This window comes from Bradyrhizobium betae (assembly GCF_008932115.1).
Lineage (GTDB): Bacteria > Pseudomonadota > Alphaproteobacteria > Rhizobiales > Xanthobacteraceae > Bradyrhizobium > Bradyrhizobium betae.
Genome location: NZ_CP044543.1, coordinates 6,066,957 through 6,084,772 on the forward strand (window position 1 = coordinate 6,066,957; position 17,816 = coordinate 6,084,772).

At 65.2% G+C, this 17,816-nt stretch carries 16 protein-coding genes and 1 pseudogene; 14 read left to right on the forward strand and 3 right to left on the reverse strand.

All coding sequences use genetic code 11. The features are described from left to right. Nucleotide 1 precedes the first annotated feature (1 nt). From F8237_RS29125 to F8237_RS29150, 6 genes are all read left to right on the forward strand, one after another. The gene (locus F8237_RS29125) at nucleotides 2-727 is read left to right on the forward strand and encodes an energy transducer TonB family protein (RefSeq protein WP_244626006.1); all 726 of its coding nucleotides are present in this window, start codon (nucleotides 2-4) and stop codon (nucleotides 725-727) included. 56 nt (nucleotides 728-783) lie between these two features. After that, nucleotides 784-2,598: a putative porin gene (locus F8237_RS29130; RefSeq protein WP_244626007.1), complete on the forward strand. Its 1,815-nt coding sequence runs from the start codon at nucleotides 784-786 to the stop codon at nucleotides 2,596-2,598. 2 nt (nucleotides 2,599-2,600) lie between these two features. Next, nucleotides 2,601-3,194 (forward strand): hypothetical protein, encoded by a 594-nt coding sequence (locus tag F8237_RS29135; RefSeq protein ID WP_151649619.1) that lies wholly within the window; start codon nucleotides 2,601-2,603, stop codon nucleotides 3,192-3,194. Between the two features lie 8 nt (nucleotides 3,195-3,202). Continuing rightward, the gene (locus F8237_RS29140) at nucleotides 3,203-4,231 is read left to right on the forward strand and encodes a peptidylprolyl isomerase (protein WP_151649620.1); all 1,029 of its coding nucleotides are present in this window, start codon (nucleotides 3,203-3,205) and stop codon (nucleotides 4,229-4,231) included. Nucleotides 4,232-4,381: 150 nt separating this feature from the next. Further along, entirely contained in the window at nucleotides 4,382-5,842 is a 1,461-nt protein-coding gene (locus tag F8237_RS29145) for an undecaprenyl-phosphate glucose phosphotransferase (protein WP_151649621.1), read from the forward strand. A gap of 223 nt (nucleotides 5,843-6,065) precedes the next feature. Next, on the forward strand, nucleotides 6,066-6,431 hold the full coding sequence (locus tag F8237_RS29150; protein ID WP_151649622.1) for a helix-turn-helix domain-containing protein: 366 nt from the start codon (nucleotides 6,066-6,068) through the stop codon (nucleotides 6,429-6,431). A 61-nt stretch (nucleotides 6,432-6,492) separates the two neighbouring features. Here F8237_RS29150 and F8237_RS29155 read toward each other — a convergent pair whose 3' ends face one another. Continuing rightward, entirely contained in the window at nucleotides 6,493-8,808 is a 2,316-nt protein-coding gene (locus F8237_RS29155) for a polysaccharide biosynthesis tyrosine autokinase (protein ID WP_201280163.1), read from the reverse strand. A gap of 429 nt (nucleotides 8,809-9,237) precedes the next feature. Here F8237_RS29155 and F8237_RS29160 point away from each other — a divergent pair, with 429 nt between their 5' ends. Continuing rightward, nucleotides 9,238-9,690, forward strand: coding sequence for a DUF2231 domain-containing protein (locus tag F8237_RS29160; protein WP_151649623.1), 453 nt, complete (start codon nucleotides 9,238-9,240; stop codon nucleotides 9,688-9,690). Then, nucleotides 9,687-11,021 carry a PQQ-dependent sugar dehydrogenase gene (locus tag F8237_RS29165; protein WP_151649624.1) on the forward strand — a complete coding sequence of 445 codons (1,335 nt, stop codon included), beginning with the start codon at nucleotides 9,687-9,689 and terminating at the stop codon, nucleotides 11,019-11,021. The genes F8237_RS29160 and F8237_RS29165 overlap by 4 nt, the downstream gene beginning before the upstream one ends. 71 nt (nucleotides 11,022-11,092) lie before the next feature. On the opposite strand, the pseudogene F8237_RS37025 reads toward F8237_RS29165, so the two are convergent. Continuing rightward, a pseudogene (locus F8237_RS37025) lies at nucleotides 11,093-11,320 on the reverse strand (type II toxin-antitoxin system Phd/YefM family antitoxin); the annotation flags it as partial. 181 nt (nucleotides 11,321-11,501) lie between these two features. Here F8237_RS37025 and F8237_RS29175 point away from each other — a divergent pair. The 6 genes from F8237_RS29175 to F8237_RS29200 all read left to right on the forward strand — a co-directional run bounded on the left by F8237_RS29175 (nucleotide 11,502) and on the right by F8237_RS29200 (nucleotide 16,988). Then, a complete protein-coding gene (locus F8237_RS29175) occupies nucleotides 11,502-12,707 on the forward strand; it encodes an MFS transporter (protein WP_151649626.1) in 1,206 nt (401 codons plus the stop codon). Nucleotides 12,708-12,870: 163 nt separating this feature from the next. Beyond that, nucleotides 12,871-14,100 (forward strand): CaiB/BaiF CoA transferase family protein, encoded by a 1,230-nt coding sequence (locus tag F8237_RS29180; RefSeq protein ID WP_151649627.1) that lies wholly within the window; start codon nucleotides 12,871-12,873, stop codon nucleotides 14,098-14,100. Between the two features lie 137 nt (nucleotides 14,101-14,237). Continuing rightward, nucleotides 14,238-15,113 (forward strand): beta-keto acid cleavage family enzyme, encoded by an 876-nt coding sequence (locus F8237_RS29185; RefSeq protein ID WP_151649628.1) that lies wholly within the window; start codon nucleotides 14,238-14,240, stop codon nucleotides 15,111-15,113. A gap of 156 nt (nucleotides 15,114-15,269) precedes the next feature. Continuing rightward, nucleotides 15,270-15,485 (forward strand): hypothetical protein, encoded by a 216-nt coding sequence (locus F8237_RS29190; protein ID WP_008141655.1) that lies wholly within the window; start codon nucleotides 15,270-15,272, stop codon nucleotides 15,483-15,485. A 97-nt stretch (nucleotides 15,486-15,582) separates the two neighbouring features. Continuing rightward, nucleotides 15,583-15,975, forward strand: a complete 393-nt coding sequence (locus tag F8237_RS29195) for a RidA family protein (RefSeq protein WP_151649629.1) — start codon at nucleotides 15,583-15,585, stop codon at nucleotides 15,973-15,975. 134 nt (nucleotides 15,976-16,109) lie between these two features. Next, entirely contained in the window at nucleotides 16,110-16,988 is an 879-nt protein-coding gene (locus tag F8237_RS29200; protein WP_151649630.1) for an outer membrane protein, read from the forward strand. Nucleotides 16,989-17,059: 71 nt separating this feature from the next. On the opposite strand, the gene F8237_RS29205 is transcribed toward F8237_RS29200, so the two are convergent. Further along, a complete protein-coding gene (locus F8237_RS29205) occupies nucleotides 17,060-17,722 on the reverse strand; it encodes a TetR/AcrR family transcriptional regulator (RefSeq protein ID WP_151649631.1) in 663 nt (220 codons plus the stop codon). Nucleotides 17,723-17,816: the final 94 nt, after the last annotated feature.

A 17,816-nucleotide genomic window follows, 5' to 3' on the forward strand; every position in this document is an offset into this window, starting at 1 on the left:
AATGATGGCGTGGGACGACGACAGCAACGACGAGGACGGCGGGCCGGCATGGCGGCGCTATCTGCTGCTCGGCGTCTCGGCGCTGGTCGTGATCGGGCTGACGACGGGCGTCGTCGTCATGGTGATGAGCGGCGACAAGGATCCGCCGCGCAAGGTGAACGAGCTTCAGGTGACGATGGTGCTTCCACCGCCGCCGCCTCCGCCACCGCCGCCGCCTCCGCCCGAGCAGCAGCCGGAACAGCAGCCCGAGCAGAAGGTGATGGAGCAGACGCCGGTCAAGGATGTCGTCGAGGAGAAGCAGGTCGACATTCCCAAGGATGCGCCGCCCGACGCCGGCCCCGATCCGACGCCGGGACCGCCGGATCTCGGTCTCGGCAACGGGCCGGGCAGCGGCGGTCTGGCACAGGGCAAGGGCCGCGGTGGCGGCGGAGGCGGTGGCAACAGCCGCTTCGGCTGGTACGCGAGCATCGTGCAGTCGCAGATGGAAGCGGCACTCCAGGCCAACGAGAAGACCCGCTACGCCTCGATGCAGGCGGTGATCCGGGTCTGGCTCGACGGCTCGGGCAAGGTCAGCCGTGTGCAGCTGTCGCCGTCGACCGGCGACGGCGCGCTGGATGCGACCATTCGAGATCAGGTGATCGGCGGCATGCGCATGCGCGAGCCGCCGCCGAGGGACATGCCGATGCCGATCATCACCCGCATCACGGCGCGAAGCCGGGCCGGGTGATGTCGAGTGACTATGAGTGAGTTGAGAGCAGAAGAGGTGACGTCATGTGGCGTGAAATGAAAACGCGAAAGCTGACCGCGACGGCTTTGATGCTGATCGCGTGCGCGGCCCCCGCCGCGGCGCAGGACGACGGCATGCCGCAGGGCAAGCGTCCGACCGTGTCGCGCGACGCGCCGCCATCGTCCAATGCGACGGTCAACCTGATCAACCTGCTCGTGAAGCAGGGAACGCTCAGCGAGGAGCAGGCGGCCGTGCTGGTCAAGCAGGCCGACGACGAAGCCTATGTCGCCCGCCAGGCCACGCGCGATGCCGCCGCCAAGGCGGAAGGCGCCGAGAAGAAAGCCACCAGCGCGGCCGACGCGACGTCACCGCCCGGCACCAAGCGCGTCACCTACGTGCCCGAGATCGTCCGGAAGCAGCTCCGCGAAGAGATCAGGGCCGAGGTGATGGACCGTGCGCACAAGGAAGGCTGGGCCTCGCCGGGCAAATATCCGGAATGGGCGCAACGGATCAGGTTCTATGGCGATATTCGCGCGCGGTATGAGGGGGATCATTTCCCGGCGGGCAACTCTGGCCTCCTCGAGAACTTCAACGCCATCAACACCGGCAGTCCATTTCTTGGAGATAACGCCAACGCAATCAATCCATATATTTTTCCGGCTTACAACACCACACAGGATCGCAATCGCTTCCGCTTCCGCGCTCGACTCGGAGCCGATGTTGATCTTTTCGATGGCTTCACTGCGGGTCTAAGGATTGCGACCGGCGAGAACAGCTCACCTGTTTCTACCAATCAAACGTTCGGCGGGAACGGCGGTGACTTCTCGAAATACGCCCTCTGGCTTGATCGCGCCTTCGTCAAGTACCAGCCGGTCCAGGATTTCGTGGCTTCGGTCGGCCGGTTCGACAACCCATTCTGGTCGCCGACCGATCTGGTCTGGTACAAGGATATCGGCTTCGACGGTTTCGCGATCCAGGCCAAACAGGAAGTTGCCGAGGGCTTTACGCCATTCTTCGCCGGCGGGGCCTTTCCGGTCTTCAATACCGATCTGAACGCCGGGTTGAATACGTCCGATCTTGCTGGACCGATCAAGTTACCGAGCCGCGACAAATGGCTGTTCGGTGCGCAAGGCGGCTTCGGCGCGAAGTTCGATCCTGAGACGACCCTCACCATGGCGGTCGCCTACTACGATTTCTCGAACATTCGTGGGCGTCTGTCCAGCGCGTGCCTTGTCTATACGGCAAGCGATGTCTGCGACACGGATCTGCTCCGCCCATCATTCGCGCAAAAGGGCAATACCTATATGCAGCTGCGCAACGTCCCCGTTGTGCTGCCGGTTTCCGCGAAGGACACCGGGACCCTGAACTATCAGTACTACGGTCTGGCGAGCGATTTCCGGCCGGTGGTCGCGAGCGCTCAGCTTGATTTCGCGCAGTTCAACCCGATTCACATCATCCTCGATGGTGAATACGTCTGGAACACTGCCTTTGATCGATCCGCTGTCGCCGCCGTGGCGGTGTGGCCCAACAACTTCGCCTCGTCGACAACCGCGGGCGTCCAAGGCCCCTACAACGGGGGCAACCAGGGCTGGCTCGCGCGCATGACCGTCGGCAACAAGGAGATCAAGCATCTCTGGGATTGGAACGCTCACGTCGGCTACAAATACCTCGAGTCCGACGCGACGGTGGATGCGTTCGTCGATTCCGACTTCGGTCTCGGCGGCACCAACCTCAAGGGCTACTTCGTCGGCGGCAATGTCGGCCTCGGCGAGAACATCTGGGCCTCGGTGCGCTGGATGAGTGCGAACAACATCGCCGGCCTGCCTTATGCCGTCGATATCGTTCAGCTCGATCTCAACGCGAGGTTCTGATCATGCGGCTGCTGAATCTGGCGTCTACTGCCGCATTGGCGTTGATGATCTCGTCGGCCGCGCACGCCGACCAGGAAAGCGACCGCCTGCGCGAGGCGCTGCGCAGCGCCACTGCGCAGGCGCGCACCGCCGAAGACCAGCGCGCCGCGGTTCAGGCCAAGTTGACCGCGGCCGAGCAGGAGCGCGACCGCCTGCGCAAGCAGACCGAAGCCTATCGGGCTCAGGTCAAGGAAGCCGAACAGGCCTACCGTCAGGCCGTGAAGGATTTCAACGAGCGCATCGCCGAGCGCGATGAGTCCCTGGAGAAGTGGAAGAGCGCCTATGGCGAGGCGGCAGGCGTCGCGCGCACCAAGGATGCTGAACGCAGCAAATTCGAAGGCGAGGCCACGACTTGGAAGGCCAGCGCCAAGGCGTGCGAGGCCAGGAACGTGAAGCTCGTCAGGATCGCCGACGACGCGGTCAAGCAATACGAGAAGATGGACCCGCTGGAGAAGGTGATCCACCACGATCCCGTGATCGGGTTCAAGCGGGTCGAGCATCAGAACGCCGCCCAGGACTTTCGCGACCAGATCATCGAACAGAAGGCCAAGCCATGAACCGATTCATGACCGGGAATGTCCTCAAGCTCGCGCTGCTGGCTGGCACGCTGAGCGTCGCCGCCGCTTCACCGCTGCTCGCACAGACCCGCACTCCGCCGCAGCCGGCGGCCCCGCGCGCGACACCCGCGCCGGCCGCTCCCGCTGCGGCGCAGCCGGCGCCCGCGGCGCAGGACAATGCGGCCGTGAAGGGCGGCGAGATCATCGCTCGCGTCGGCGACAGCGATGTCACGGCGGAGGAGGTGCGCGCCACCATCCAGCTGCTCGACGGACGCCAGCAGGCGGCGATGGCGCGCGATCCGGCGCTGCTGAGCCAGACCGTGCGCGCGATCCTCGCCAACCGCCTGGTGCTGAAGGAGGCCGCGGCGAAGAAGTGGGACCAGCAGCCCGCCGTGGTGACCCAGCTCGCCCGCGCCCGCGACACGCTGATCGTCGAAACCTATCTGCAATCGGTCACGGCGGTCGGCGATAGCTATCCGGGCGAAGCCGACATCAGAAGCGTTTACGAGGCGAACGCCAGCGCGTTCCTCGTTCCGCGCCGCTTTCGCCTGGCACAGATCGTGGTCAACCTCGCCAAGGACGCCGACAAGGCGGCCGAGGACACCGCGCGCAGGAAGCTCGACGACATCGTCCGCAAGATCAAGCAGCCCGGCGCCGAGTTCGGCGCGATCGCGAAGGCATCATCCGAGGATACGGCGACCGCGGGGCGGGAAGGGGAGATCGGCTGGGTCGCCGAGCCCGATATGCGCACCGAGATCCGCAGCCAGGTCACCGGCCTGCCGAAGTCGGGCATCAGCGATCCGATCCGGCTCGAGGACGGCTGGCACATCCTGAAGCTGGTGGACACCGAGGCCTCGCATACGCGGCCGCTGGCGGAGGTGAGGGACGCTCTGGTGCAGCGCATGCGGGCCGAGCGCATCGAGGCCAACCGCCGCGCCTATGTCGCCGAGCTGTTGAAGCAGTCCCCGCCGGTGGTCAACGAGATCGCGTTGTCCAGATTGCTCGACGCCAAATCCGAGGCTGCGCCGTCGCGCTAGTGCGGCAGATTGCAGATTTGTGTCAGGGAGATTACGGTGCCGAGGCGCTGTCATCCGTTAGCGCGACAATGGTGAATCGTCGGTAAAAGTATCATAATTATGGTACAATGCGCGTGATATCGGGGGCGCGACATCGATCCCGGGGGCGACATGACCGACCTGACCAATGCGGGTGAAACGACATCGGCATTCGCGAGCCGATCGCGCGTCCGTCTGGCTATCCCGTTCGGCCTGATCGAGCCCCTGTTCGCGGCACTCGACTGCGCGATCATCGTCGCGGCCGGCGCCATCGGCGGCATCGCCTATCAGCGCGCGCTCGGCGGCTCTGCCGAGGATGCCTCCTTCTATGCCGGGCTCGGCCTGGTGGCGAGCCTTGCCTATGTGCTGGTGGCGCACTTCCTCGGCCTCTACCGGCTGAACCGGCTCCTTGACGACGAACGTGACGGCGGACGGGTCTGGGCCGGCTGGTGCCTTGCCGCGCTCGTGCTTGCGGTCGTGCTGTTCCTGTTCAAATCGGGCGGGGACACCTCGCGCGGTTCGGTCGTCTGCTTCTTCGCGATCGGCGGCGCCGGCCTCCTCGTGGCGCGCCGGCTCGGAAAACGCGGTCTTCGTTCGGCACTCGTCGCCGGCACGATCCGCGGCCGCCGCGCGGTGGTGATCGGGACGCAAGGGGAACTGGCGCAGTTCTCCAAGGCCGGTCTGCTCGCCAGGCTCGGCCTGCACGAGGTCGATCGCATCACCTTGCCGCGGGACGAGGTTACGAAATTCAACCCGTCGGGGGCGAAGCAGCGCGATGACGCGCTGATGAAGCGCATCAGGGAGGCTTCCGCCGAAGAGATCGTGCTGGCGGTGTCCTGGGCCGGGCCGCAGGATATCGAAGCCTTGCTCGAGCGGTTGCGCGTGATCCCGCTGCCGGTGCGGCTGCTGCCGGATCGCGCGGTGTCGACGGTGCTGCGTCACCAGACCTCGATACAGCAGCGGCTCTACATGGTGGAAGTCCAGCCGGCGCCGCTGTCGACGTTCGATCGCCTGACCAAGCGGCTGCTCGACATCGTCGTCGCGGCGACGTCGCTGGCGCTCCTGACGCCCCCGCTGATCCTCGCCGCGCTCGCGATCAAGCTGGAGTCGAAAGGGCCGGTGATCTTCCAGCAGCGCCGCAACGGCTTCAACGGCAAGCCCTTCGTCATCTACAAGCTGCGCAGCATGCGCGTGCAGGAGGACGGCGGCTCGGTGGTGCAGGCGACCAAGGAGGATCCGCGCGTGACCCGCGTCGGACGCCTGCTCCGTCAAACCAGCATCGACGAGCTGCCGCAACTGTTCAACGTGCTCCAGGGCCACATGTCGATCGTCGGGCCGCGTCCGCACGCGCTGGTCCACGACTACGAATACGGTGCCATGATCGCGAACTACGCGTTTCGCCATCACGTCAAGCCAGGCATTACCGGCTGGGCCCAGGTGCACGGCTATCGGGGCGCCACGCCGCAGCTCGAGCTGATGAAGCAGCGCGTCAATCTCGATTTATGGTATATCGATAATTGGAGCCTGATACTCGATATCCATATCATGTTCAGGACGGCGTTCGAGCTGATCCGGCCGCGCAACGCCTATTGACGTGAACCGTGACGGCGCGTCGCGCGTCTCGGAACGGTCCGAAATAGTTAACATTGGTTCATTTGTCGGCTCGCCCGGGAGTCAGCTCGTCGGTCGCGGTGCGGCCGTCGGTTGCCCGTTCCGACAATCATGGATACAGGAGACTCCGTGGGCCTATTGAAAAGGTTCACGATTCGCGCTTACTAAGCCCGGGCTGGCGCAATTCGGGCCGAGGGGACCCAATATGGTTGGCAAGAGGCATGCCTCCGACGAGATTTCGGCCAAGCTGGCGCAGGCCAACGAACTCGCGGCCAAAGGCAAGACCCAGCGCGAGATCTCCAAGGCGCTCGGCGTCAGCATCATGACCTACCATCGCTGGAAGAAGATGCTCAAATCTTCACCGGCCGTGGATCATGGGCGCCGCGCGATCGAAAGCGTGCCGCGCGCGGCGGCTGCCGATGCAAGTTCCGAAGAGACGATCAGGCGGCTGGAGCTCGAGAATGCGCAATTGCGTCGCCTCGTCACCGACATGCTGCTCGAAAAGCTGAAATACGAAGAGGAACTGCGGGCACGGCAGGGCTCGCGGATGCGGCGCCCAGACAACGGCTGACGATTGCTGTTCTGAGGCGTTTTCTTCGCGCGAACCGGTATCCACTTCGCTCGAAAACGCTCTAGCCACCCCTCATATAATATCCATTCTGATAGATGCCGGGCTGATCGAACCGTTCGAGCATCCTCAAATTTGCCTTGTTCAGGACGATTCCGAGCAGGCGGTCGTGCAGCTCCGTCTCCGCGAGCAGGTGGCGTCGCACGGTCTTGACGCTGGTCGCGCCCCATTCCACCACGAAGACGAAGGAGTCGATCGCCGGGACGATCGCGCGGACGTCGACGACCGGCGCCAGCGGCGGCAGGTCGACGATGATGTAGTCGTAGCTCTGGCGCAGCCGCTCCAGCAGGTCGCGGAAGCCCTGCGAGGCCAGAACCTCGTCGGAATGCACGGGCGCCTCGGTCAGCAGCAGCGGCAGCAGGGCCAGTCCCGTCGTCGGCTCCCGGCCGGTGGCCTCTGCGAGGTCGAGCTTGCCGCTCATGACCTCGAGCCATCCCACCTGCGGGCGCGGCGTCAACGAACGCGCCAGCGTCGGGTTGCGCAGATCCGCATCGATCAGCACCACGCGCCGGCCGGCGTCGGCCATCAGCGCCGCAAGGTTGGCGGCGACGGTGGACTTGCCTTCGCTGGGCAGCGTCGAGGTGATGCCGATCACCTTGGTCTCGCGGACATTGGCCTGCAGCCAAGCGCTCACCTTGATGGCGCGAAACGCCTCGGTGAACACCGAAATGGGATCGTCGACCGCGCGCCGCTTCAGGGAATCGCTGAACGCATAGCGCTGCTGCTCCGCGGGCGCAGGTCCTGTCGCACCTTCTGGCGCGGGCAGGGCTGGGAGATCGCCGGGATCGGCCGCCATGACGGCGCCGGATCGCGGCAGCACAGGCGAGGCCGACGCGGAGGCCAGCGGGATCACGGACAGGCAGCGCGCGCCGAGCTCCTGCTCGACCTGCCGCGCCGTGCGGAACACGCCGTCGACGGCCTCGCGCAGCGCCGCGATGCCGATGCCGGCCATCAGCCCCAGCGAGAGCGAAATGGCGAGGACCAGCGACGTCACCGGCTTGCTCTTCTTCGTCGGTGCGACCGCCGGGCTGATGATCCGCGCGTCGGTGATCGGGAAAGATTGCTGCTGGATCGCCTCCATGTAGCGCTGGAGGAAATTGTCGAACAGCGTGTGATAGACCTTGGCCGAGCTCTCGAGCTCGGCAAGGCCGAGCCGGTCGCGGTTGGTGAGCTGTCCCTCCGACACCAGCGCGGCCAGCGACCGCTCCATGCTCTCCTGGCGGGTTCTGGCGATCTCGTAGTCGCTCCTGTAGCTGCCGGCGATCCGCCCAAGCTCGGAGCGGATGTTGCGGCGGACCTCTTCCATCTGGTCGCGCAGATTGGCCGCCGCGGCATGGTCGGCGCCGTAGCGGCCGGAGATGTTGGCCTCGCGCGCGGAGAGGTCGATATACTGGTTGCGCAGACGCGTGATGACGTCGTTCTTCAGCGTGTCCGCGACCGCGCCTTCGCTGACGTCCAGTTTCTGGACCTGCTCGATACGGTCGAGGCGCGCCTTGGCCTCGCTGGTCGCGCCGCGCGCGGTCGCAAGCTGGCTGTTAAGCTCGTAGAGCTGCTGCTCGCCGATCAGCCGGCTGAACGTGCTGGCGCCGGCCGTCGACGATGCGCCGGCGCCGCCGAGATCGACGATGTTGTTCTTTTCCTTGAAGTCCAGCACGGCGCGGTCCGCCGCCGCCGCCTTCGACTTCAGCTCGTTGATGCGGTCCTGCAGCCACGCGCCGGCGCGGGTCACCGTCTGGTATTTGGCGCCGAGCTGGTCGTCGATATAGGCTTCCGCGATCGCGTTGGCGACCTTCGCCGCCGTCGCGGCGTTCTTCGACGTGTAGGAGATGTTCAGCGCATAGGTCTTGTCGGCGCGCGCGATGCTGCGATGGGCGAGAAATTCGTCGAGCGCCCGCTGCTCGCGTTCTTCAGCGCTGCCAGCGGTGGGGGTCGCGAACGGGCTCCAGCCGTTCGTTCCCGAAAACTCGGGATCGTCGGCAAGATGCAGGTCCTTGACGACGGCGAGGCCAAGCTTGCGCGAGGCCAGGATCTCGACCTGCGATCCCACCTGAAGCGTGTCGAGCGGGACGTCGCCCTGCGGCTGCAGCTGGTTCTGGAGCACCCGAAGCGTGGTGCTGTCGATCAGCAGCGTGGTGGTTGCGGTGTATTGCGCCGGTGTGACCAGCAGGTACAGCAGGCCGATCGCGAGCGCCACGGCGGGCACGACGAGAAAGACCCGGTATTGCCGTCGGGCGAGGCCGGTCACCTGCTCGATCAGGGCCGCCATCGAGCCCGAGGCTTCGTCCCGCCCGTGGTCGACAAGTGTTCTGCGAGCCAGCATGTCCATCGTCGATCAGATCCTCGGGGCCTGGCACCGCCGGCACATGTGACTCAACCCGCCCGCCGCGCGGACGGCGACGGCGTGAACTGGTCGAACCGGCGGCTGCAAGCAAACGGCGTGACCGCGGCACAGGCGCGCCTCAACCGCGCTGGCGGACCGGGGCCTTCACGCTCTTCGCGTTACCTGTAACGAAGAAATAATACACATTTGCAACAGACGGCGCAGTCGGGCGGATCGAAAGCCGCTGAATTCCGCGAGTCCGGTGCGCGCGATATCATTGTTTAACATAAGCGCTGCGCGCCTCCGCCCGCTGGCGCCTCGTGGGCGGTGAAAGCCGCGGACCCACGTGCCAGCGCCGCAATCTCCCAGGAACCATCACTCCCGGCATGAGTTGGCCGTCGGGTGGGCGAGAGATATACGAGGCAGACCGTGCAAAAAGCCGTGCGCGTGAATTCCACCGCGCAGATCGCAGGCCATCCCATCCATCCGATGCTTGTGCCGATCCCCATCGCTTGCTTCGTCGGCGCATTGTCGACCGACATCGCCTACATCGTCACCGCCGAGATCATGTGGGCCGATTTCTCCGCCTGGCTCTTGATCGTCGGCATCGCCTTCGGCGTGCTGGCGGCGATCGCGGGCCTGACCGACTTCCTCGGCAACCGCCTGGTCCGGACCCAATTGCCCGCATGGCCGCATCTGGTGGGCAGCGCGGCGGCGTTGATCCTGGCGATCTTCAATGCGCTGATCCACACGCGCGATGCCTGGACCTCGGTATGGCCGACCGGGCTCGTTCTCTCGGTGATCACGGTCCTGATCCTGCCGGTGACAGGCTGGCTCGGCCGGGCGCTGGTCTATCGCTACGGTGTAGGAGTAACGCGATGACCTCTTTGTTCGCCCGCGCTTTGCTGTGTTCTTCGCTGTTATGTCTTGCCGGCTGCGATGACGGCAGCGGTGATCCCAAGGCGCAGATCGGCGCCAATCCGAAGTTACCCGAGATCCAGCAATATCTGCTGCCGCCGATGCACATTGCGCGCATCGTCGGGTGGAAGAAGGACGAGACGCCGACGGTTGCGGAGGGTCTGCAGGTCAAGGCGTTTGCGACCGGCTTGCAGCATCCGCGCTCGATCTACGTGCTGCCCAACGGCGACGTGCTGGTGGTGGAGTCGAAGGCGCCGAAGGGCGCCGCGATCAAGCGGCCCAAGGAAATCGTGATGGGCTATGTCGAGTCCTGGGCGACCTCGGGCGGGGATACCGGCCCGAGCAACCGCATCACGCTGCTGCGCGACAGCAACGGCGACGGCGTGCCTGATACGCAGAGCGTCTTCCTCGACCATCTCAACTCGCCCTTCGGCGTCGCGTTGGTCGGCAATGACCTTTACGTCGCCAACACCGATGCGATCGTCCGGTATCCCTATACGGAAGGCGATACCAGCATCACCGCGCCGGGCACGGTGCTGACGCCGCTGCCGGGCGGGCCGATCGACCATCACTGGACCAAGAGCCTGGTCGCGAGCCCCGACGGCTCGAAGCTCTATGCCGGCGTCGGCTCCAACAGCAACATTACCGAGAACGGCATGGAGGCCGAGCACAATCGCGCCGCCATCCTCGAAGTCGACCGCGCCAGCGGCCGCTGGCGCATCTTTGCGAGCGGCCTGCGCAATCCCAACGGCCTGAGCTTCGAGCCGCAGACCGGCGCGCTGTGGACGGTGGTGAACGAGCGCGACGAGCTCGGTCCCGATCTCGTGCCGGACTACATGACGTCGGTGAAGGACGGCGGCTTCTATGGCTGGCCCTACAGCTATTACGGCCAGCACGTCGATCCCCGCGTCAAGCCGGAGCGGCCGGATCTCGTCGCCAAGGCCATCGCGCCGGACTATGCCCTGAGCTCGCATGTCGCGCCGCTCGGCATGGCCTTCTCCACCGGCACCAGCCTGCCGGCCGCCTATCGCGGCGGCGCTTTCGTCGGCGAGCACGGCAGCTGGAACAGGCAAGTCCTCAACGGCTACAAGGTCGTGTACGTGCCGTTCACCGACGGCAAACCGAGTGGGCCGGCGCAGGACGTCGTCACCGGCTTTCTCAACGGCGACAATCAGGCACGCGGCCGCCCCGTCGGCGTTGCTCTCGACAAGAGCGGCGCGCTGCTCATCGCCGACGACAGCGGCAACACGGTGTGGCGCGTCACAGCCGCGCACCCGCAGCTCACGCAGCGGTAGGGAATTTGAGCTGATTGCGGCCACGCAGAAACTGCGCCTCTCGACGCGTCCTTCAAACTAGCGCGCGAACAGAAGTCCTGACTGCGCGCTGCGCTGGGTGCTGGAGTTGCTTTGGCCGCACCGCTCTTGCGCGCCGCTTCAAGCAAGCTCCGCCGAGCAGCCCGGTCTAACGAACGCTTGACCGGTACAAGCCGCGCCACGGCATATCCACGCTCCGTCAGAACCACCTCGCCGCATGCCTCGGCATGGCGTACGAGCTCGCTCAATTGCCCCTCGGCATTGCTTATGGAAATCCACATCTCGTTGTTTCCTCTATGTATTTTAGAGAGTGAACCCGGCGCCGGTTCTAGGTCAACGACCGTAAGCTACCGCTGTGGAGGGGACACCCCATTCGGAACCAACAGTCCTCGACTCCCCGGTCTCCCGCTAAGACATGCCTCCCAGGCGTGATCCGCGCCTGCCGGGCAGGCGACGTTTGGAATGCGGTTTCTGAAATCGGGCAGCGGGATGCTCGGCGTCCTGCTGGTGCTCGCAATCACCCAGCTCATCGGATGGGGGACGATCGGCCTTCCGGCCGTCATCGGCCGCGACCTTGCGGCCGATCTCGGCTTGAGCCTGCCGGCGGTGTTCGCCGGCAGTTCGGTGCTTTACGTCACCATGGGGCTGTGCGCGCCCTGGCTCGCCAAGGCGTTTGCGCGGCACGGTGCACGCAAGGTGATGATGGCGGGCACGGTCGTCGCCGTGCCGGGCTTCATCGTCATGTCCCTGGCCCACGAGCCAATGTTCTATTTTGCCGGCTGGGTCATTCTCGGCATCGGCGGCAGCGCAACGCTGTCGACCGGCGCCTATATCATGCTCAATGAAGTGGCCGGGCGGGGCGCCAAGAACGCCATCGGCGCGCTCATGCTGGTCACGGGGCTCTCCAGCAGCATTTTCTGGCCGACCACGTCGCTGCTCAGCGGGCTGCTCGGCTGGCGTGGAATGTGCCTCGTCTACGCGGCCGTGCTGCTCGTCATCAACCTTCCGCTCTATGCCTTCCTCGCGCCGCGCCGGAAAATAGCCATCGACGACGTTGACGAACTGGCCAAGGTGGCGCCGCCGCCGGCGATTCCGAGGAGCACCTTCGGCCTCGTCGTCTGCACCATCACGCTCAACGCCTTCGTCAATTTCGGCATCGGCGCCGTGCTGATCGAGCTGTTGCGGGCGGAGGGGCTCGCGCCCGCGCAGGCCCTCGCGTTCGGCTCCATGCTCGGCGTGATCCAGGTCAGCGCCCGCGGCCTCGATTTTCTCGGCGGCGGGCGATGGGACGGCATCACGACCGGGCTCGTCGCGGGCACGGCGCTGCCTGTCGCCATGTTGCTGCTGATGACGAGCGAAGGCGCGACCTGGGCGGTCGCGGTCTTCATCCTGCTCTATGGCGCCGGCAGCGGCGCGATGGCGGTGGCACGGGCGACCATCCCGCTCGTGTTCTACGACCAGGCCGAGTTCGCCAAGGCGATGTCGATGATCGCGCTGCCGCTCAATCTGGCCTCCGCCATCTCGCCGCCGCTGCTGGCCGGCCTGCTGACCCAGTTCGGCAGCCGCGGCGCGCTGGGTCTCACCTTCGTCTTCTCCTGTGCGACGGTGCTGATCCTGGTCCTGCTCGGTCGCCGGCGTCCGCAGGTGGCCGCGGCGGCCGCCACCTGAGCCAGCCCGGGCAATATCACCGCGCGGAAATTCGCTGCCGGAGCGGGGGAGGGTCGTATGTCCTGAGTGCAGTGCTCAGAACTCCAAAATGGTGTATCCGCAAGGTGCGCGGTCACGGTCGAAAGCCGCCGCGCCAAGATCCAGTTCCCCGGAGGAAATCGACATGTCGGCCTTGCCGCTCTCAGGCATCAAGATCCTTGACCTTACCCGCGTGCTTGCCGGACCCTTGTCCGCCCAGATGCTGGGCGATCTCGGCGCGGAGGTGATCAAGATCGAGCGGCCGGGCACCGGCGACGACGCGCGCGCGTTCGGCCCGCCTTACCTGACCGACCCCGAGGGCAAGGCCAACAACAACAACTCGTTCTACCTCTGCGCCAACCGCAACAAGAAGTCGGTCACCGTCAACATCGCCAAGCCCGAGGGGCAGGCGATCATCCGCGAGCTCGCCAAGGACGCCGACGTCTTCATGGAGAACTACAAGGTCGGCGATCTCAAGCGCTACGGCCTCGACTACGAGACCATCAAGGCGATCAACCCCGGCATCATCTATTGCTCGGTCACCGGCTTCGGCCAGACCGGCCCCTACGCCCCGCGTGCCGGCTATGACGCCATCCTCCAGGCGATGGGCGGCCTGATGAGCGTCACCGGCCATATCGACGGCGAGCCCGGCGAGGGCCCGATGAAGGTCGGCCCCTCGATCGTCGACTACATGACCGGCATGAACACCTCGATCGGGATTCTGTCGGCGCTCTACCATCGCGACGTCAATGGCGGGCAGGGCCAGCAGATCGACGTCTGCCTGTTCGATACCGTCATCGCGTCGCTGTCGCACTGGCTGCAGATCTTTCTCGTCAACGGCAAGACGCCGCCGCGCCGCGGCACCTGGGGCAATGGCGGCATGCCGGCCGGCGTGTTCCGCTGCACCGACGGCGAACTGATGCTGGTGGTCGGCAATGACGGCCAATTTCGGAAGACCTGTGCGGTCCTCGGCGAGCCGGAACTCGCGAACGATCCGCGCTTCGTCAAGAACAACGACCGCGTCGTGCACGGCAAGGAGATCATGGCGATCTTCGCCGGCCTGTTCCTGAAGCAGCCGGTGGCCTACTGGCTGGAGAAGCTGGAGGAGGCGGGCGTGCCGTCAGGCCCGATCAACAATTTCGAGCAGGTGTTTGCCGATCCCCACGTCCAGTCGCGCGGCATGCGGGTGAAGGTCGATCATCCCTTCGAGCCGGATCTGTCGCTGATCCGCAACGCGCTGACTCTCTCGGGCACCCCCATCGAGACTTACCGCGCGCCGCCGCTGCTCGGCGAGCACACGCAGGAAGTGCTCGGCGGAAAGCTCGGCTATGATGCCGGGAAGATCGAAGAGCTGAAGAAGCAGGGCATCATCTAGCTCGACGAAGCGGCGCCCGGGCTTTCCCTCTCCCCTTGTGGGAGAGGGTGGCTCGGTGGTCCTGACCGGCTACATAGGTAACAGTCTAGACCGGCGACATGGGTAACAGGTCAATTGGTCGGCAAGGAGAACATCGCATGACCGGCAAGACCATCATCACCTGCGCCATCACGGGCAACCTGACCAAGCCCGAGCAGTCGCCGTATCTCCCCATTTCGCCCGAACAGATCGCAACCTCCGCGCTGGAAGCCGCCGAAGCCGGCGCTGCCATCGCTCATATCCATGTGCGCGATCCCGCCACGGGGCGGCCCTCGATGTCGATCGACCTTTACCGCGAGGTGGTGGAGTTGATCCGCGCCCGCAACAAGAGCCTGGTCATCAATCTCACGACCGGCCCCGGCGGCCGTTTCGTTCCCTCGGTCGAGGACCCCCGCGTCGCCGGTCCCGGCACCACGCTGCTGCAACCCGAAAAGCGCGTCGAGCATATCGAGCTGCTCAAGCCTGACATCTGCACGCTCGATCTCAACACCATGAATTCCGGCGGCGAGGTCGTGATCAACACGCCGCGCAACGTTCGCATCATGGCGGAGCGGATGAAGGCGGCCGGTGTGCTGCCGGAAATCGAGCTGTTCGATTCCGGCGACTGTCACCTGGCGCGCGACCTGTTCGCCGACGGCACGCTGAAGGGCCCGGGCCTGTTCTCGCTCGTGCTCGGGGTGAAATACGGCTTCTCGGCGACGCCCGAGACGATGTTCTATGCCCGCGGCCTGCTGCCGCCGGGCGCGATCTGGTCCGGCTTCGGCATTGGCCGCGCCGAATTCCCGATGGTGGCGCAGGCCTGGCTGCTCGGCGGCCATGTCCGGGTCGGCATGGAGGACAATCTCTATATGTCGAAGGGCGTACTGGCGAAGAGCAACGCCGAGCTGGTCGCGCATGCGGCAGGTATTCTGAAGAGCTTGGGCGCGAGCGTTGCCACCGCGGCCGAGGCGCGCGCGATGCTGGGGCTTGGCTGATCGGCATTTAATAAATCGTGACGTCAGCATGACGCGCGCGCGGCCTTATGTGAAGCTTGCGCGCAATCCCCAGATAAACCCGGTCCGTACACATACAGGCTTCCGCTTCGCGCGCGAGTCAGATTCGATCTCTTCACCGGGTTCGGGAGAGAGCGAATGTCCTACACGATCGGGTTTCAGGCCAAGAACCAGAAGGCAGTTCTGGCGACCGAGGCGGCCACGGCCAATCAGGCTGTCGCCATCATTGCCGCGCTGCGGCAAAGCGCCGACGAAATAAAGTTCATCCGCTCGCCGCAGGAAGGCGACATGGGCATCGAGATGCTGCTGCTGCTCGCCAAGGAAGAGGCCGAGGAGATGCCGCAGCGGGCATAGTCCCGCTCCCGACCACACTTCGATCAAAAGCGAAGCATGCCCGCTACATAATGATGTAGCACGGCGCCAGTCTCGTTTGAACCGAAGGTGGTCACCCATGAAACGCGAAGCGCTCCGCGTCGAACCGATCTCGTCCTTCCTCGACCGCGCGAAGGCGCCGACCTCGCCGGTGACGCGCGCCGGCAACATGATCTTCGTCGCAGGCCTGCCGCCATTCGATCCGGAGACGGGCGAGATCGGCGGGATGCCGATCGAGCGGCAGAGCGAGATCGTCATGGAGCAGATGAAGCTGTGCCTTGAGACGGCCGGCGCCTCCCTCGACAATGTCATGAAGTGCAACGTCTACTGCACCTCGACCAGGCACTTTGCCGCCTTCAACGCGGTCTATGCGCGCTACTTCCCGGATCATCCGCCGGCGCGCATCTTCGTCTGCACACCGGAATGGTTCGGCCCCTTCGACGTCGAGATCGACTGCATCGCGATGGCCTGAGGCGAGGCGTATTGCAGATTGGCAACACTGCGCAGCAAGACGGGCTGTGTCATTCGAGCGAATGACGCGGACAGCGCGGGCTCCCCTTAAGCCTGATCCATCGGTGACCGACTCGCAAACTGTGCGGTCGACGGATGGAAGGGCCGCAGATGTCTTGTCGGATTGTCCTGAAAGAGCTTGCCGGGGCTGCTGCAGCGGCAGGCATGCTTTGCCTCGGCCTCGCCGGTGCGCACGCGGCGGATATCGCTCCGCGTTATGTCAAGGCCCCGGCAGCGGCCGCGGTCTGGGACTGGACGGGCTTCTATGCCGGCGCCGACATCGGCGGAGTCAAAGCCACGACAGGCGGGCGTTCGAACTTCTTTCAGGACGACGACACCCCCGAATTTGTCAACAACCCACAGCCGTCACCGGCATCGTCGACGTCGTCGGCCATCGGCGGCGTTCATCTCGGCTACAACTGGCAGATCTCGCATCTGGTGCTGGGCCTGGAAGGCGACTGGCAATGGGCGTCGGCCAGGCACTCGTTCTGTCGCCAGACCGATATCGGGAGCGACCCATGCAGTGACGACAGCGGCAGAGGCTTCCTCACGCTGCAGGGCGAGACGAGAGGGATCGGAACCGTGCGTGGGCGTCTCGGCTATGCCTTCGACCGCGTCCTGGTCTACGGCACCGGCGGTGTCGCGTTCGTGGATGCGCGCGATTCGATCACCGCCGATTGCCGGGTCGCCGGATGCGCCAACTCTGGCACCAGGAATCTGACCACGGCGACTTTCTCCAGCGTCAAGACCGGCTGGGTGGCCGGCGTCGGCGCGGAGTTGATGCTGTCGCCGAACTGGATCGTGCGGTCCGAATATCTGCACGTCGATGTCGGAACGGCTTCCGATACGTTCAATCTGGCTCCTGCGAATTGTCAGGGAGGGCCGTGCGGCGCATCCTGGTCGCGCAGCCAGCATTACGACATCGGCCGGGTCGGCTTCAGCTACAAATTCGGCGGCGCCACGCGGATCGACTGATCTCGCCGATCGCTCAAGCCAACTCAACCCGGCCTTCGGCCGGGTTGTTTTTTGATGCCGTGGCGGTCGCGCTAGCGCGCAGCGAGCCGTGACGGTGCCTTCGTCTCGACCCGTCCGGCCGTCAGCGCCATCGTCGCCACGCTGACGACGCGCGCGATGACGTCCTCGACATCGTCGAGGTCGCATTTGCCTTCCGACAGTTTTATCAGCCGCTCGCTCTCGCGGATGGTGTGGTGCGCCATGGCGAGCGCGAAGTTGAGGCCCCAGTAGATATCGACGTCGCTGCGGTCGGGCAGGGCCCGCCGCATCGCGCCGGCGAACTTCCGCAAATGGTCGATCTCGCGGTTCTTGATGCGTCGGATCGGCGGCACGGATTCGATCGAGGCGCGGATCATGAAGCGCGCCGCGGTCGAGCGCTGGTTCTCAGGGCCGAGACAGCCGCGCAGGGTCGGCCCGACCAGCGCGTGCAGGATCACCTCGATCGGGGCGCGACCACCGCCTTGCTCTTCCGCCGCCTTCAACTCGCGCAGGCGCTCGCGGTTGGTCGCGATCGAGCGGGTGACAAACAATTCCGCGATCAGCTCGTCCTTCGAGCCGAAATGATAGTTCACCGCAGCCAGGTTGACATTGGCCTCCGCGACGATGTCGCGCAGCGTCACGTCGCCGAAGCCGCGATCGGCATAGAGCCGTTCGGCGGCGGCGAGAATGGCAGACCTCGTATGATCGCTGGCCATCGATGCCCTCAGGGAGGGGAGTTGCAATTCAAACACTTGTATGAAACTATCGTTTGAAGGCCGGAGAAGTCAATCCGCAATCGAGACTCGTTCG